Source organism: Streptomyces johnsoniae (genome assembly GCF_031845565.1).
Taxonomy (GTDB): Bacteria; Actinomycetota; Actinomycetes; order Streptomycetales; family Streptomycetaceae; genus Streptomyces; species Streptomyces johnsoniae.
The window spans coordinates 207,201-223,150 of the sequence record NZ_JAVREV010000014.1; the positions used below are offsets into that span (position 1 = coordinate 207,201).

Below are 15,950 nucleotides of genomic sequence, written 5' to 3' on the forward strand. Positions count from 1 at the left end.
TCGCCGCCGCCCGTCGGTGTGCGGGGTCTGGCGGACCTGGCCTGCCTTGGGGGCGAATCGTCGTCGCCCACGCGGTGCTCGTCAGGCGGCGACGGCGCCGGTGCGCACCGCGAACTCCCGCAGGCCGGGCAGGCTTCCCGGGGTGTAGAGAAGATCGGCGGTGAGCGTGCGGATTGCGGGGCGTTGCACTTCTTCGGGCGCGGTGCGCTCGATGGCTCGCAGGGCGCTGAAGGTACGGCGTCCGTCGCCGAGTTGGTGCCACATGCGGGCCGTGTCGGTGAGGTAGCGCGCGACCCTTTCGGTGTTGGCCAACTGCGTGGGGTCGACACGGTGGACGTACGGTACGGCGTCGTCGGGGGTGCCGAGGACGGTGAGGCTGCTGATCCGGTACATCGAGACTTCGGCAGGACTCGCCGAGATCGTGAAGAGACCCGCGGGCTTTCCGCTCCGGGAAATGGGGATGCGGCCAGCTGTCTCCTCCGCCTCCTGGAGCAGGTCGAGCGCGGTGCTGCGGCGCCCCCCGGACGCGGCCGTGTAGGCGGCGGTCATGAGCAGACAGACACGGGCGGCCAGGGTGTCGGCCTGCGGCCTCCCCTTCTCGGCGACCAGCGAGGTCGCGGTACGGGCCAGGAAGTCCACGGCGGCCGAGCTGCGTCCGGCACGGCGCATGGTGATGGCCAGGACCCGCGCGGCGTCGCTGAGGGGCCGCGGGTCGCCGCTGGCCCGTGCGGCGATGAGCGCCCGGTCAGCGGTGGCCCACGCGGCTTCGGAGTGCTGCTTGACGGCAAGTTCGGTGGCCAGGACATAGGCGCGGGCAACGGCCGCCTGGGCGCGCTCGCGCGTGCGGCCGGTGGCGGCGTCCCGGGTTGCCTCCGCCGTGGCGATCAGCGGGGGAAGGGCACCGCCGAGGGCGGCGTAGCGGGCGCTCGAGAACATCCCGCGGGCTCTTGCGAGCCCGTCGGCGAGATCGCTCAGGCTTGTCGGTCTTCCGGTCACCGGCTCGAACAGGGCCCGTTCCATGGCGGCGGCCGGGTTCTGGGCAGCCGGTTCTGCCGCAGCAGCATCGGAGCCGGTCCCGGCGATCAGACCGGCGCTGAGTCCCAGCGCTCCAGTCATCAGTTCCCGACGTCGCACATCGTCCTCCAGCTCGGCTTCGGTCACCTTAGCGGCCGTCATCTGCGGGACGGGCGCATTGCGGCGAGCCGGGTGATCAGCGCTGCCTGTCTTGTCGGCAAGGCCCAGCAGGGAGAAAGGGATGGCGAGGCCCGCGGCGATCCGCGTCAGGACATCGACACTCTGGACCTGGCGTAGGCCCCGTTCGATCGCGCTGACGTCGGACTGGGCGAGTCCGGTCAGGGAGCCCACGGTGGTCTGACTGGCGCCTGTGTATTGCCGAAAGTGTTTGATCACGGCGGCGAGATCGCGTGCTGCGAGGGCGCGTCGCGCCTTCTCGTGGTCCCACAGATCGACGGGAACGACTAACGGGGAATGGCTGCGCACGGTGATCTCCCCCCTTTGGGACAGCGGTGTGGCCTTGCCTCAGAGTAATGGCGCCATGACCCGCCGTCAGGGCTTTGGCCGGGACGCCAGGGGCCCGTCCTATAGGGCCGTCGGATGGGTTTCCTCCTCGTTTCTTCCCAGGCTGTGAGTGCACAGCGAACCTTCCGCGCAGCGGCCGGTGGCCGTCCGGCTTCCGCAGCTCTGCGCTGGGCTCATTCCCTGGTCGAAGGAGCGTTCCGACATGCCGCAGCCGCCTTCTCCGCCCCCGCCGCCGCCCCCGCCGGGTCCGATCCCGACGCCGCCCCCGCCGGGTGGCGGTTCGCAAACCCTCGGCACCAGGCCGTGCGTCCCGTTTCCGGCAGGCCGCACGGCCGCTGCCTCAAGCGCTGGCATCGACAAGGAAAACCTCGTGCAGGGAATCATCGTGCTGAACCCCGATGAGTTGGGGCAGGACCCCGCTGTCGGCATGGATGTGGCCCTCTCCCTGGGCGTGGGCCACCTGGAGATTCGTACGGCCTACGGCTCGAACGCCCTGGCCCTGGACGACGAGCAGCTTCGCGGGGTCCGTCGGTTGGCCGACGAACGGGTTCTGCGTGTGGCGGCGCTGGCGTCCCCGCTGTGGAAGTGGTGCCGTCCCGAGGCCGTTCCCGGCAAGGTCGACTGCTTCGGCTTCCCCACGCAGGTGCCGGCCGAGGACCGGGAACGCTGGGTGGACCGCGCGCTCGCCGTTGCCGACATCCTGGGCACCGACCGGGTCCGCGTCTTCTCCCACCTGTCCGTGGGCGAGCAGACGGAGACGTTCCGGGACGACCCGCTGCTGACATACGCCCTCGAAGCAGCGAAGCGGGCCGGGGTGCGGCTGCTGCTGGAGAACGAGCCGGTGTGCACGGTCGCCGAACCGGCACCGCTCCTGGACGTGCTCCGCGAGCACACCGGCCTGGCGCTGTGGCTCGACCTGGGGAACCTGTACGAGGTCGGCTACGGCACGGCGGAAGCCGTCGAGGTCCTCGCCCCGTACGTCGAGTACGTGCACGTCAAGGACTATGTGCCGTGCGACGACGGCATGAAGCAGTTCGTGGCGGCGGGTGCCGGCGACGTGCCGTACGCGGACCTGCTTCCCGTCCTGCACCGGGTGCGGCCGGTGCTGCCGTACGCGCTGGAGACGCATGTGCGCGAGAGTCCGGGCGATGCGCTGACGCGTGGCGCGATGTTTCTGCGCGGTGCCGTCCCGGGCGGTCTGGCATGAGGCGGGTCCTGCTCATCGGTTCGGGGGAGGTCGGAGCCAAGCACGCCGAGGCCGTGACCCGCACCGACGGGATGGACCTGGTGGGCGTCGCCGATCCCTCTCCGGTCGTTGCCCCGCCTGTCGGGGTACCGCTGCTCGCCCGGTGGGAGACGGCGCTGGAATCCCTCGCGCCGGACGTGGTCGTGGTGGCGACGCCGCCCGGCACTGCCCTGGTGGCCGCACGCGCCGCCGCGCGGTCCGGCGCGGCCGTTCTGGTGGAGAAGCCGGTCACGCTCGATCCCGCCGATCTGACGCCGGCACTGGAGGACCGGCGGATCTTCGTCGCCCTCCAGCCACATTTCGCCCCCGGACTCGCCGGTCTGCTCACCCAGGCGCCGACGGTTCGCCGGGCTGCGGTGACGCTGGTGTGCCGCCGGGACCGCGCCTACTACCGGAGTTGGCGCACCCGGTACGCCACCGCCGGGGGCGTCCTGCACCAGCAGGCCATCCACGGCCTGGCCCTCGCCCTGCGCCTCCTGCCACCCGAGCCCATCACCTCCTGCACCGCCGAGTTGCACCGCCTACGGCAGTGGGCTGAATCCGAGGACCGCATCACCGCGACGGTGGCGTTCGAGGACGGCGCACTCCTGACGGTGGACGCCCGGGTCGACAGCGTCGTCCAACCGCGGCGCCACGAGGTGACGCTGCGCCTGGACGACGGACAGCACGTGCATGTGCGCGGCCGGAACCTCGAAGCCGGCCTCGGAGATCCGCTGTCCGCGCCCGACGATCTGGCGCTGCGCCAGACCATGTACCGGGCCCTGCCCGCCCGTGAAGCCCTCGCCCGCTACATCAGCGGCCTCCCCACCCCGCTGACCGGCCCCAGCGGAGCACCGTACGGTCTGGTATGGCAGCTGGACGGCCTCCCGCTCGCCCGCTGGCGGACCCACCTGATCGCGCGGCTCGAACAGCATCCGTACACCTACCTGTTCGCGCCCGACCCACAGACCGCCGCCGACCTCATCACCGGGGAGTACCTGTGACGCCGAAATCCGCCGCCGCGATCCTGCCCAGCCGTAACGAACCCGCCACTATCGCCGTCGTCACCGCGGCCGTCGACGCCGCGCTGAACGACCCGCGCGCGGTCATCATCCACGCCGACTCCTCCGACCACCCCACTACCAGTAAACGATTCACCGCTACCCCCACCCACGCCCGCAAGATCAGCCTCCCCAACCTCCCCCGGGGCAAGGGCGCGCAGATCCTGGAGGCGCTCGCACACCTGCCGGACACGGGCGGCCCCGTCCTCATCGCTGACACTGACACCCGCAACCCCGACCCCGACGTGTACCGCGACCTCCTCGTACACGGAGAACGCGGGTTCGCCATCGCCGACTACCCGCGCTTCTGGGACGAGGCCAACTTCACCTCGCACATGGCCCGCCCGCTGATCGCAGCCACCACCGGCCTCGACGTCCCCCAGCCGCTCGCCGGGGACCTCGCGCTCTCCGCCCTCGCCATCCGTGCCGTACGAGCCGCCGTCAACACGATGAACGCCCAACTGCGCCTGGCTGTCGACGGATACGGCATCGATGCGTTCCTCCTGCTGACGGCCGCACCCACCGGGCGCCTCACCTCCGTCCCCGTGCAGACCCCGAAGACGCACGCGGCGTCGTTCCCGCACCTGCAACAGATCTACGACCAGGCCGTGCCGGTCCTTCTGGCTCTCACCGCCGACTGGCCCCACCGGCTCGTACCGGGAGCGAGTGCTCCGCCTTACCGTCTCGCGCACCGCACTCTCGAGCCCCATCGCCGCGCCGCCATGCTGGCCACGCTCGATGCATTCGCACCCCTGGACCCCCGATACGATGCGTGTTCGTGGTCGGTGGCGGTAGCCGATGCCTGGCACTCCGTCAGGAACGAGGCGGCCCCTCACGAGGCAGCCCACGGATTGTGGCCGCACTACGTCCACCGCGTCCGTACCTGGCTGACCGCCGCGACACCGCCGAACGAAAGGGCGGCGCAGCTCGCCGCCGCCCACACCCGGCTGTTCGGTGTCCTGACCGCCCACTCCACCCGGAGCCGCATCTCATGAGCACCACGACCGGCACCTTCTGCGCGTTCGCCCTGGAACCTTTCCCCACGATCGCGCGCGGCGATGACCTCTCCGGCGTCATTACGGACGTCCTGTCCGCCCAGGCCACGGATTTGCAGGACGGTGACGTGATCGTTGTCGCCTCGAAGGTTGTCTCGATCGCTGAGGGGCGATTCGTCGATCTCGCAGGTGTGACGCCCAGCCCGGCCGCCCTCGACCTGTCCGCACGCACTGGCAAACCGGCCGAGATCGTGGAGCTGATTCTCGGTGAATCCAGCGAGCACTTCGTGGCCGGAGAGCGCGGGCCGATCATCGCTCGGCATCACCTGGGGTATGAACTGACGTCAGCCGGCATCGACCGCGCGGGGGCCGACGGGGCGTGGCTGCTGCCCAAGGACCCCGACGCGTCCGCCCGCGCGCTGCGCGACGCGGTCACGGCGTTCAGCGGCGTCACCGTCGCCGTGGTGATCGCCGACTCCGACGGTCGCGCGGACCGGCGGGGCGCCACTGTCATCAGCATCGGGGCTGCGGGCATCGCACCGCTGCGCGTCACTGAGCACGCCGAGCCCGGCGGGAAGACGAAGCGGCAGGAGGAGACCCTGACTGACCTGGTGGCCGCGGCAGCCGGCCTGATCCTCGGACAGCGAGGCCGCGGCGCCCCCGTCGCCGTGCTGCGGGGCATCGGCTACGAGCGCAGCGACGAAGGAGTGGCCGCGATGCTCCACCACGCGCCGTGACACGCCTCGCGCTGCTCGGGTCCCCCGTCGACGGCGCGCTGTCGCCTGTTCTGCACCGAGCGGCCTATGCGGCGATGGGCCTGCCCTGGACGTACCACGCGATCGAATGCCAACCACAAGATCTGCCGCGCTTCCTGGGTGCCCTCGACGGCAGTTGGCGTGGCTTCTCGCTGACCATGCCGCTCAAGCGGACTGTTGTTCCGCTGCTGGACGAGGCGTCGGAGACGGTCATGCGGATCGGCGTCGCGAACACCGTCGTCGTGACACCCAGCGGCCGACTCCTCGGGGAAAACACCGACCTCCACGGCATGATGCAGGCCCTGCGCGAGGCAGACATGACCACCGCCACCACCGTCACGGTGCTCGGTGCGGGGGCGACGGCCTGCACAGCGCTCGCCGCCGGACGTGAACTGGGCTGCGATCACGTAGTCGTGATCGCCCGCGACACAGGCAGGGCGAGTTCCCTGCTCGGCCCGACGGCCGAACGAATCGGCATCAATATCAGCATCAAGCCGTGGACAGCCGCCGTCCATCACCTTGCCGTCGACCTCGTCGTATCCGCTCTGCCGCCCCATGCCACGGATGCTCTCGCCGCGCTGTGGCCACGAGGCACCGGCACCCTCATGGATGTCGTCTACCGTCCCTGGCCCAGTCGTTTTGCGCACGCCGCCCAAGAAGCCGGGCGGAGCATAGTGGGAGGGCTACCGATGCTCGTACACCAAGCCGCACGACAAGTCATCGTCCAGACAGGACTCTCCCCAGCTCCGGTCATCGAGATGCTGCTGGCCAGTCAACGCGAGATCCAATAGTTCGAGTGACGCCGACCAAGCCGTCCCGGAAGACCGGATTCCCGGACTCACAGGCCAAGTCCGCGGCCCTCCGTCACCGAGGCCGAGCTGGACGCCCTCATCGACGACCACTACACCGCCGAGGCCAGGACCCTCACCAGCGGCGCCGAGGCGGCGCTGCTGAAACTGGCCGAGATCAGGGGCCGCCTGACCCCGGAGCAGGCCGAGCGGTGGGCCACGGTGAAGCGCGCCGGAGCGGCCGGTTGAGCCCCGGTCCGCCGGGCCTTCAGCCCACCAGCCGCATCGCCGCCACGACGCCGAACGCGATCGCGAACAGCGCGACGATCCGCATCGCGCCGGGGCCGACCCAGCGCCAGTACGCGCGCCGCGCCCACGGCGCGTCCGGCGGCAGCGTGCGCAGCACCTCGGCGGGGGAGCGGCGGCCCCCGCCGGTCAGCTGCCACGTGCGCTGCGTGTGCAGGGCGGGCACGCGCCACGGCGGAACGCCCGCGTCCCGGCTCAACCGGTGCCGCAGGTAGGCGAGTTCAGCGTGCCAGCCGGCCTTCTGCGTCCGCGAGACCCGGCCCTCGTCCCCGCTGCGCCACTTCTGCGCACAGAACCGGAAGCACACGCACCAGCCGCCGACCAGCGGAATCCCGACCAGCACCACCGGCCAGACCTCGCCCGCCACGAGCGGCAGCATCAGCGTGATCAGGGCCGTCGGCACCAGCACGATGCCGAGCACGCCCATCGCGGCCGACCAGCGGAACGTGCGGAACGGCGCCCCGTACATGTGGCGGGCCACGTCGCCCGTCGTGTGCACGCCCGGCACCTCGCCGGCCGCCGACGAGGCGGTGAACAGCCGCTCGATGCGGGCCCGTTCGCGCTCCTCGGCCGCCGCGTCCCCGGCCGCCGCGTCCCCGGGCGCCGCGGGCAGCGCGTACAACTGGTCGAGCACCGCGGTCCGCTCGGCCGCGGCGGCCCGGTACGCCTCGCCGACCGGGCCGTGCGCGGGGTGCAGCCGGCGCAGGCCGAGCCACCCCGCGTACAGCGCGCCGCAGCTGACGGGCACGCCGGGCAGCAGCAGCCACCCGTAACGGGACAGCTCGGTCAGCGGCGCGGACACCAGCGGCAGCACCACGAGCGAGGCGGCGAGCACCGAGCCGAGCGCGAGCAGCAGGGCGCCGCCGCCGGAGCGCCGCAGGTGTTCGCGTTCGAGCCCGGTCAGCCGCTCGTTGCGGGCGCGCAGCTCGGCGAGCAGCGGCTCGTCGCTCACGGCGACCTCACTTCGGCCCTGGCCGGGACCGTGCCCTGCCGCTTCGCGGCCTGCTCCCGTTCGGCCGCGTCGAACGACAGATGGCGCGCCACGTACGCCAGGTGCCCGCTGTAGGTGTCGAGGAACCGCAGCGTCGGGGTGGCGATCGAGACGTAGACGCTGTAGTCGCGCGGCGCGGGCACGGCCAGTTGCAGGAAGCCGACGCCGATCGCGGGCGGCGGCCCGGTGCGCGTGTCGTCGGCCTCGGCGCGGGGGAACGTCACCGACCGCAGCGAGATCGACGTCACGCCGGGGCCGCAGGGCAGCCGGGACGCCAGCAGCGTGTCCTGCGGGCCCTGCAGCCCCTTCGCCTCCGGCTGGTCGATGTCCGCAGGCTTCTCGGTGGCCTGGCCGAAGTACTCCTCCTTCTTCGCCTGGTAGATGCTCTCCGCCGTGACCAGCGCGCTGTCGTGGCGGGTGGCCAGGACCGCGACGCTGAGGAAGCCGAGGCTGAGCGCGCCGTCCTCAAGGCCCGCGCACAGCGCCGACTTGACGACGCCGTCGCGGCTGATCAGCGGGTGCAGGCGGGGCAGGTGTTGACTCACCTCGGCGAGCACCTCCTCGGGCGCGCCGGGCAGCAGCCGTCGCACGGCGTCGCCCCACTCGTCCGGCGAGGGCGTGTCCGGCAGCGGCACGTAGTCGTCCGGGATGCGCGAGACGAACGCGTAGTCCAGCGCGGAGACGACCTCCTCCGCGCCCGGCCCGTCCGGTCCGTCCGGCCCGTCCGGTCCGTTCGGCGTGGTCACGCGACCACCCCCACGTCCTGCCGGGACAGGCCGCTGGTGAAGGCGGTCCCGGCCGAGGTCAGGGCCTGCGAGGCGTTGAACGGGCGGGTGCCGGGGGAGGCCGCCGACGCGGCCTGCGCGTCCCCGCCGTTCTCGCTCATCGCGTCGCCCACCGTGTCACCCGCGGAGATCCCCAGGTCCCCGAGCGGGCCGATGACCGGGATGTCGTTCCAGGTGGTGCCGTCGGCCTCCATGCGCCGGTTCTGGCTGGCGCCCCACGCGCCCAGGCCCCCGATCAGGCCCACGACCTCGAACATGCGTCCGGAGGCCAGCATCACCCAGCCGTCCATGCTCTGCCCCACGCCGCGGAACCAGTTGCCCGCGCCGCCGATGGCGCGCATCGACCGCCCGGCGGCGATGCCGACCCGGCCCGCGTTGGCGAACGCGCCCCCCACGATGCCGATACCGGCCGCGAACACGCCGATCGCGTCCAGGCCCAGGTCCATCCAGCCGACGTCGGCGCCGCCCGCCATGGCGATGCCGTGGAAGACCAGCGCGCCGAGCGAGGCCCACGCGCCGATCGTCGCCGCCCACGAGCCGATCGCCACCACCAGCGCGGGCAGCGCGGCGCCGCCGGTGACCGCGATCAGCGTGGCGATCAGGATGACCGCGCAGATCACCCCGGCGATGGCGGCGATATCGCTGAACAGGTCGCCGATCAGCTTCCAGGTGTTCGGGTCCATGAGGAACTCGACGACGCCGCCGATGAAGTCGCCGATCTTGTCGAACAGGCCGGGCTCAGGCGGCGCCTCGTCAGCGGCGTTCGCCAGCCGTCCCGCGGTGGCGTCGGAGGCGGAGATGTACTCGGAGTTCAGGCCCTGGGCCCGGCTCCTGATCTCCTCCAGCGCCGCGTTCGCCGAGGTGAGGGCGCCCTGCCGGCGTTCGGCGTCCTCCTCGTGCCGCTCCAGCTCGTCGTCGTCCATCCCCTCGGTGTCCGAAGGCAGCCCGTCGACCTGCGCCTGCGCCGAACTGACCGCCTGCTGGGCCGAGGCCGCCTCCTCCTCCAGGGCCCTGGCCCTGGCCTGGAAGCCGTCCAGGTCGTTCGCCCACTGCTCCAGGGCCCTGGCCGCGGTGTCCAGGGAGTTCACGGCCCGCTGGAGGTAGGGCGGCAGCTCGTCGAACGACTCGGAGAACGCGTCGGCGGAACGCCCCACCCAGATGCCGTTGGAGGAGTTGATCGCCGAGAGCGTGGTGTGCGTCGTGGAGCCCTGACTGGTGACATCGCGGATGGTCCGCGCGACCGTCTCCGCCGCGTCCAGGTCACCGGGGCACGGGTCGAAACCGAGGTGCGGGTAACGGTCGCTCACGCCGCACCGCCGCCCTCGCGCAGCGCGCGCTCCAGGTCCTCGTCCGTGACGTTGAAGGTGTCGGCCGCGTTGTTGGCGACGTCGCCTATGCCCCGCGCCAGCTCGGAGAGCTGGCCGAATCCGTAGTCCCAGGAGTCCGCGAACTCGTTGCACCGGCCGGACAGCGCCGGCGGACCGATCCGGCCGGCGTCCGTGTCGGCCAGCGAGCGCGACGCGGTGCGCATGTCCTCGCCGCTCGACTCCAGTTTCCTGGCGAGTTCCCGGACGTCGTCCTCCAAAAAGCGCAGAAATGACACGATGTCCTCCCCGTATCCGCACATGACTGTGGTAAGCGGAACCCCGCCGTCCATCCGTGCCCTGGGCTCGGGTGCCAGAACACGATGGCCCGCGGGGGCCGTTCGGCGACAGGGAAGACACCCGAGCGTTATTCGACGGTTGCAGTCCCGGGGTGATCGGGAAGAAACGGGTCGGGAACGTCACGAAACCTCCCCCATATCCGCACGCCGGGAAAAACCGGCCCGGCCACGGCGCATGCGGAAACGCCGGAAGGGCGGCGCCCGGCGCGCATGATGCGCGCGCCTGGCTCCGCCCTTCCGGGATGCGGGAGGTCAGCCGCGGATGGCGCTCTCCAGACCGGTGTCGGTCTCCTCCATCGTGTCGGCGGCCGTCTTCAGGAACTGGCCCATGCCCTGGAGGCCCTCGAGCACCTTCTTGGCACCCTGGGTGAACTCACGGTACGACTCGTCGAAGGCACGCGACGAACGCGACGTCACGTAGCCGTCGGACACCAGGCCGTCGATGAAGCTCTGGAGCTCCTCCAGCTTCGCGTCCATGGTCTCGTACTCGGAGATGAGCCGATCGCCGGCCGTCCGCATCTCGTCATATGTCACCTTGATGTCAGACATACGGTTCCCCTCCTCTGTGGGGCGGAGGGCCGCTCCCCCCGCTGTACTCCGATGAGCGACGTGGCCCCCCGTGTCCTGGCAGCGCCACGGCCACAATCAGACTACGTCCGCCGAGCACAGGACGATACCCCCGGTCAAGAGGGCCCTTTCCGTGCCTCGGTGACTCCTAGGACGCCAGACGTTCCCCGGCGGTTGCACCCGGGGCAGGGCCAGTCCCAGCACCCGTTGTCACACACACGCAAGATGCGATTATGGTCATGTCCAGCGAAGCACCTTGCTGTGTCAATACGGGAGGAACAGCGTGCGCCTGACCCTGACAGTCGTCGACCCGGTCGGGGGGCAAAGTGCCGACACGGTGATCGACGCGGCCCCCGAGACACAGATCGGGGACCTCACCCCCGAGTTCACCCGCCTCGTCGGGAGCCGGTTCAGCCAGCAGGCGGCGATGGCGGGCCCCGGCGGGATGCAGGACCCGGGCGGCGCCGCCCACATATTCGTGAACGGCGACTACGTCGATCCCGCGCTGACCCTGGCCCAGTCGCCGCTGCGCGAGGGCAGCGTCGTCAGCCTGCACAACCCCAGCGGCTGCTGGCCGGGCGAGCCGGCCGGCGTCGTCGAGTTCCGCGTCGTGGGCGGCCCGGGCGCCGGTGCCGTGCACCGGCTCGGCACCGGGCGCGTCGAGATCGGCACCGGCCAGCAGATGCACATCCGCGTCGACGACCCCACCCTCCCCGAGCACGCCATGACGCTGCGCGTCGCCGGGGACGGCACCTGCAAGGTCACCGTCTACAGCGAGACCCAGCCGACCCTGGACGGCGAGCCGTTCACGCACACCGAGGGCGACCGCGCCGACTGGAAGCTGGGCAAGCAGCTGGCCGTCGGCGACGCGCTGTTCGAGCTGACGCCCTACTTCCCGCCCGACGCGGCCCTCAAGGTCTCCGAGGACGGCGGCGGCCTCGACTACAACCGCCCGCCGCGCCTCCTGCCGCCCGAGCGGCAGACCGCGTTCACGCTGCCCAAGCCGCCCGGCGAACGGGAGCGGCGCCCGATTCCCTGGCTCATGGCGATCCTGCCCGTCGTCGGCGCGGTCGCCATGGCCAGCCTCACCGGCCGCTGGCTGTTCCTGGCCATGGCGTTCATGAGCCCGATCATGCTGCTGTCCAACTACTTCATGGACAAGAAGCGTGGCCGGATATCGCATGCCCAGAAGCTTGAGGAGTACCGCGAGCGCAAGGCCAGGATCGAGAAGGACGCCAGGGACGCGCTGATCGCCGAGCGGTTCGCCCGCCGGCACGCCGCGCCCGACCCGGCCACCGTCCTCACCCAGGCAACCGGACCCCGCACCCGCCTGTGGGAGCGCCGCCGCACCGACGAGGACCACCTGCTCCTGCGCATCGGCACCGTCGAGCTGGACTCGGAGGTCGTGCTCACCGACCCCGAGCAGGACGAGCACAAGCGCCAGGTCTTCTGGAAGATCGCCGACGCGCCCGTCACGCTGCCGCTGCGCACCCTCGGCGTCGTCGGCTTCGCCGGCCAGGGCGACACCGCACGGTCCCTCGCCCGCTGGGCCGTCAGCCAGGTCGCCGTCCTCCAGAGCCCGGTCGACGTCCAGTTCTTCCTGCTGACCGACGGCTCCGGCCAGTACAGCTGGGACTGGATGCGCTGGCTGCCGCACGCGAGGCCAAGCGCGGAACACGAGGTCAACGCGCTCATCGGCACCGACGCCGAGACGATCGGCGCCCGCATCGCCGAGCTGACCGGGCTGCTGGACGCCAGGAAGAAGGCCGCCAGGGAGGCCGGTTCCCGCGGCGGCCTGTTCAAGGACCCCGACATCGTCGTGGTGCTCGACGGCTCCCGCCGCATGCGGTCCCTGCCCGGCGTCATCCGGCTGCTGCGCGAGGGCCCCGAGGTCCAGATCTACGCGCTGTGCCTCGACGACGAGGAACGATTCCTCCCCGGCGAGTGCCAGGCCGTCGTCATCGCCGAGCCCAACCCCGACCGCGTCAGCCAGGGCGGCACCCGCAACCCCGGCTACGCCACCGGCTTCCACACCTTCCTCGCCGTCCCCGGCGGCGGCCCTGGCCAGATGCCCGGCCAGTCCGCCGGGCCCGCGCCGGTCCAGGTCGCCGACCGGCTCCGCGTCGAACAGACCGGCGCCTGGCGCATCAGGGGCGTGCGGCCCGACTGGGTCAGGGCCGAATGGTGCGAGCTGCTGGCCCGTTCGCTGTCCCCGATCCGCGACATCAGCGGCGAGTCCGAGGACGCGGCGCTGCCCTCCGCCAGCCGGCTCCTCGACGTCCTGGAGATGGAGCCGCCGACCGCCGGCGCCGTCGCCGCCCGCTGGCGGCTCGGCGGGCAGTCCACCGAGGCCGTCATCGGCGAGTCCTACGACGGCGGGTTCGCCATCGACATGCGCCGCGACGGCCCGCACGGCCTCATCGCCGGCACCACCGGCTCCGGCAAGTCCGAGCTGCTCCAGACGATCGTCGCCTCGCTCGCGGTGGCCAACACCCCCGAGAACATGACGTTCGTCCTCGTCGACTACAAGGGCGGCTCCGCGTTCAAGGACTGCGTCCAGCTGCCCCACACCGTCGGCATGGTCACCGACCTCGACAACCACCTGGTCGAACGGGCGCTGACCTCCCTCGGCGCCGAGCTGACCCGCCGCGAACACATCCTGGCCGGCGTCGGCGCCAAGGACATCGAGGACTACCAGGACCTGATGCGCCGCTCACCTGGCCAACTCCAGGCCATGCCGCGGCTGCTCATCGTCATCGACGAGTTCGCCTCGATGGCCCGCGAACTGCCCGACTTCGTCAAGGGCCTGGTCAACATCGCCCAGCGGGGCCGCTCGCTCGGCATCCACCTGCTGCTGGCCACCCAGCGGCCGAGCGGCGTCGTCTCCCCGGAGATCCGCGCCAACACCAACCTGCGGATCGCGCTGCGCGTCACCGACGCCAGCGAGTCCACCGACGTCATCAACGCGCCCGACGCCGGCCTCATCGCCAAGTCCACGCCCGGCCGCGCGTTCGTCCGCCTCGGCCACTCCTCCCTCGTGCCGTTCCAGTCGGGACGCGTCGGCGGGCGCCGCCCTGGCGCCATCGACCCGGCCGTCCGCAGGCCGTGGACCGGCCGCCTCGACTGGAACGACCTGGGCCGCGCCCAGCTCAAGCGCCCGCCGGGGGCCAAGTCGCAGGAGGAGGAGATCACCGACCTCAAGGTGCTCGTCGACTCCGTCATCGAGGCCGACCGGCAGCTCGGCTTCCCCAAGCAGCACAGCCCGTGGCTGCCCGCCCTGCCCGACCAGGTGCTGCTGCGCGACCTGGAGCACCCGATCCCCGGCGGCCCGCTGCCCGCGGCCCCGTTCGGCATCGAGGACCTGCCGGAGCAGCAGGCCAGGCGTTCCGTCGCGATCGACTTCAAGTCCTTCAGCCACATGATCGTCGGCGGCGCGGCGCGCAGCGGCCGTTCCCAGCTGCTGCGCACCATCGCCGGCTCGCTCGGCTGGATCCACTCCGCCGCCGACGTCCACCTGTACGGCATCGACTGCGGCAACGGCGCGCTCAACGCCCTGGTCAAGCTGCCCAACTGCGGCGCGGTCGTCAGCCGCAACCAGACCGAACGCGTGCGCCGCCTCATCCAGCGGCTCCGCAAGGAGGTGGACCGCCGCCAGGAGGTGCTGGGTCAGGACGCGCTGGCCGACATCGGCGAACAGCGCGCCGCCGCCGCCCCGGACAACCGGCTGCCGCACATCGTGGTGCTGCTCGACCGCTGGGAGGGCTGGGTCTCCACGCTCGGCGAGATCGACCACGGCGCGCTGACCGACGAGCTGTACGTCATCCTCCGCGAGGGCGCCAGCGTCGGCATCCACCTGGTCATCACCGGCGACCGTTCCGTCCTCTCCGGCCGGATCTCCTCGCTGACCGAGGAGAAGTACACGCTGCGTCTGTCCGACCGCTCCGACTACTCCAACATCGGCATGCCGGCCCGCAAGGTGCCGGAAGAGATCGCCGACGGCCGCATGTTCCGCAGCCAGGTGCTCACCGAGATCCAGGTCGCGGTGCTCGCCGAGGAGCTGTCCGGCCAGGCGCAGGCCGCCGCCCTGACCGCCATCGGCGACTGGGCCACCCAGCGCGACGCGGCCCTGCCGCGCGCCAAGCGCCCGTTCCGCGTCGACGTCCTGCCCAGCCGCCTCACCTTCGCCGACGCGTGGGGGATGCGGGACACCGAGACCGCCGGCTCGCCGGTGTGGGGCCTCGTCGGCGTCGGCGGCGACGAACTCATGGCCTACGGACCCGACCTGGCCCAGGGCACGCCCGCGTTCATCGTGGCAGGACCGGCCAAGTCCGGTCGCTCCACGGTGCTGACGATGCTCGCCCACTCCTACCTGACCCAGGGCGCCCGCGTCGTCGTGGCCGCCCCGCGGCCCTCGCCGCTGCGCGACCTGGCGGGGCAGCCGGGTGTCATCCAGGTCTTCACCTCCGACGACCTGTCCGAGGCGGACGTGCGGGACGCCATGAGCACGTCCTCGCCGCAGAGCCCCATCGTGTTCCTGGTCGACGACGGCGAGGACCTGCGGCGCTGCGACGGCGGCGACGAGCTGAAGAACATCATCACCAAGGGCACGGAGCTGGGCCGCTACCTGGTCCTCGGCGGCGACGAGGGCGATATCTGCGGCGGCTTCTCCGGCTGGCAGGTCGACGCGAAGAAGGCCCGCCGCGGCGTGCTGCTCTCCCCGGCCTCGCACCGCAGCGGCGAGCTGATCGGCGCCAAGCTGCCGCGCAGCGCGGCCAGCGAACAGCCCACCCCCGGCCGGGCCATCCTGCACCTCGGCGACGGCGTCCCCTTCACGGTGACCACCCCGGCACCGTAACGACCCGGCCCCGGCCATCAGCAGAGGCGGCCGTCCCCCACCGCGGGGGGCGGCCGCCTCCGTTGGCGGGAACCGTTTCGGGACCCCTGCCGGAGCACAGCCTCTACCGTCACGCCCGACGCCTCATGGCCCCGGCTTCCTGCCCGGGGCCGGGGCCGAAGAGGAGATGACTCCCCAAGGAGGAGAACTCGGTGAGACGTGCGCACTTCTACCGTTCGAGGCGCGGAGCGCTGCCGCTGACGGTCGCGTTCCTGGCCGGGGGAACGGGGCTGCTGGTCGCGCCGGCGACGGCACAGGCCGCCGCCGTGGAGGTTACGCCGGATGGCAGTGCCGTCACGGCCAGTACGAGTGATGAGAACGAGCCGGCGAACGCCGTGGACGGCGACTTCGGCACCCGGTGGTCCGGCGAGGGCGACGGCG

At 71.8% G+C, this 15,950-nt stretch carries 12 protein-coding genes and 1 pseudogene; 7 read left to right on the forward strand and 6 right to left on the reverse strand.

Features of this window, described 5'->3' with window-relative positions; translation table 11 throughout:
• Positions 1-81: 81 nt before the first annotated feature.
• On the reverse strand, positions 82-1,500 hold the full coding sequence (locus RM779_RS23965) for a helix-turn-helix domain-containing protein (RefSeq protein ID WP_311619806.1): 1,419 nt from the start codon (positions 1,498-1,500) through the stop codon (positions 82-84).
• A gap of 409 nt (positions 1,501-1,909) precedes the next feature.
• On the opposite strand from RM779_RS23965, the gene RM779_RS23970 reads away from it, so the two are divergent.
• The 5 genes from RM779_RS23970 to RM779_RS23990 are packed head-to-tail and all read left to right on the forward strand — an operon-like array spanning position 1,910 to position 6,366.
• On the forward strand, positions 1,910-2,746 hold the full coding sequence (locus RM779_RS23970; protein WP_311619807.1) for a sugar phosphate isomerase/epimerase family protein: 837 nt from the start codon (positions 1,910-1,912) through the stop codon (positions 2,744-2,746).
• Positions 2,743-3,768, forward strand: a complete 1,026-nt coding sequence (locus RM779_RS23975; RefSeq protein ID WP_311619808.1) for a Gfo/Idh/MocA family protein — start codon at positions 2,743-2,745, stop codon at positions 3,766-3,768. Before RM779_RS23970 ends, RM779_RS23975 begins: the two co-directional genes overlap by 4 nt.
• Positions 3,765-4,820, forward strand: a complete 1,056-nt coding sequence (locus tag RM779_RS23980; RefSeq protein WP_311619809.1) for a glycosyltransferase family protein — start codon at positions 3,765-3,767, stop codon at positions 4,818-4,820. Before RM779_RS23975 ends, RM779_RS23980 begins: the two co-directional genes overlap by 4 nt.
• Positions 4,817-5,557, forward strand: a complete 741-nt coding sequence (locus tag RM779_RS23985; RefSeq protein ID WP_311619810.1) for a coenzyme F420-0:L-glutamate ligase — start codon at positions 4,817-4,819, stop codon at positions 5,555-5,557. Before RM779_RS23980 ends, RM779_RS23985 begins: the two co-directional genes overlap by 4 nt.
• Entirely contained in the window at positions 5,554-6,366 is an 813-nt protein-coding gene (locus tag RM779_RS23990; RefSeq protein WP_311619811.1) for a shikimate dehydrogenase, read from the forward strand. The genes RM779_RS23985 and RM779_RS23990 overlap by 4 nt, the downstream gene beginning before the upstream one ends.
• A gap of 265 nt (positions 6,367-6,631) precedes the next feature.
• Here the strand turns inward: RM779_RS23990 and RM779_RS23995 are convergent, their stop codons facing one another.
• The 5 genes from RM779_RS23995 to RM779_RS24015 form a co-directional block, all read right to left on the reverse strand.
• Positions 6,632-7,621 carry a hypothetical protein gene (locus tag RM779_RS23995; RefSeq protein ID WP_311619812.1) on the reverse strand — a complete coding sequence of 330 codons (990 nt, stop codon included), beginning with the start codon at positions 7,619-7,621 and terminating at the stop codon, positions 6,632-6,634.
• Complete coding sequence (locus tag RM779_RS24000) at positions 7,618-8,406, reverse strand: hypothetical protein (RefSeq protein WP_311619813.1); 789 nt, start codon at positions 8,404-8,406, stop codon at positions 7,618-7,620. Before RM779_RS24000 ends, RM779_RS23995 begins: the two co-directional genes overlap by 4 nt.
• Positions 8,403-9,752 carry a putative T7SS-secreted protein gene (locus RM779_RS24005; protein ID WP_311619814.1) on the reverse strand — a complete coding sequence of 450 codons (1,350 nt, stop codon included), beginning with the start codon at positions 9,750-9,752 and terminating at the stop codon, positions 8,403-8,405. The genes RM779_RS24000 and RM779_RS24005 overlap by 4 nt, the downstream gene beginning before the upstream one ends.
• Positions 9,749-10,048: a hypothetical protein gene (locus RM779_RS24010; protein ID WP_311619815.1), complete on the reverse strand. Its 300-nt coding sequence runs from the start codon at positions 10,046-10,048 to the stop codon at positions 9,749-9,751. Before RM779_RS24010 ends, RM779_RS24005 begins: the two co-directional genes overlap by 4 nt.
• Positions 10,049-10,360: 312 nt before the next feature.
• Positions 10,361-10,657 carry a WXG100 family type VII secretion target gene (locus tag RM779_RS24015; protein ID WP_077061217.1) on the reverse strand — a complete coding sequence of 99 codons (297 nt, stop codon included), beginning with the start codon at positions 10,655-10,657 and terminating at the stop codon, positions 10,361-10,363.
• A gap of 301 nt (positions 10,658-10,958) precedes the next feature.
• Between RM779_RS24015 and RM779_RS24020 the strand changes: the two genes are divergently transcribed.
• Together RM779_RS24020 and RM779_RS24025 are read left to right on the forward strand one after the other, a co-directional pair.
• Positions 10,959-15,530 carry an FtsK/SpoIIIE domain-containing protein gene (locus tag RM779_RS24020; RefSeq protein WP_311619816.1) on the forward strand — a complete coding sequence of 1,524 codons (4,572 nt, stop codon included), beginning with the start codon at positions 10,959-10,961 and terminating at the stop codon, positions 15,528-15,530.
• Between the two features lie 191 nt (positions 15,531-15,721).
• Positions 15,722-15,950, forward strand: a pseudogene (locus RM779_RS24025) (hypothetical protein); the annotation flags it as partial.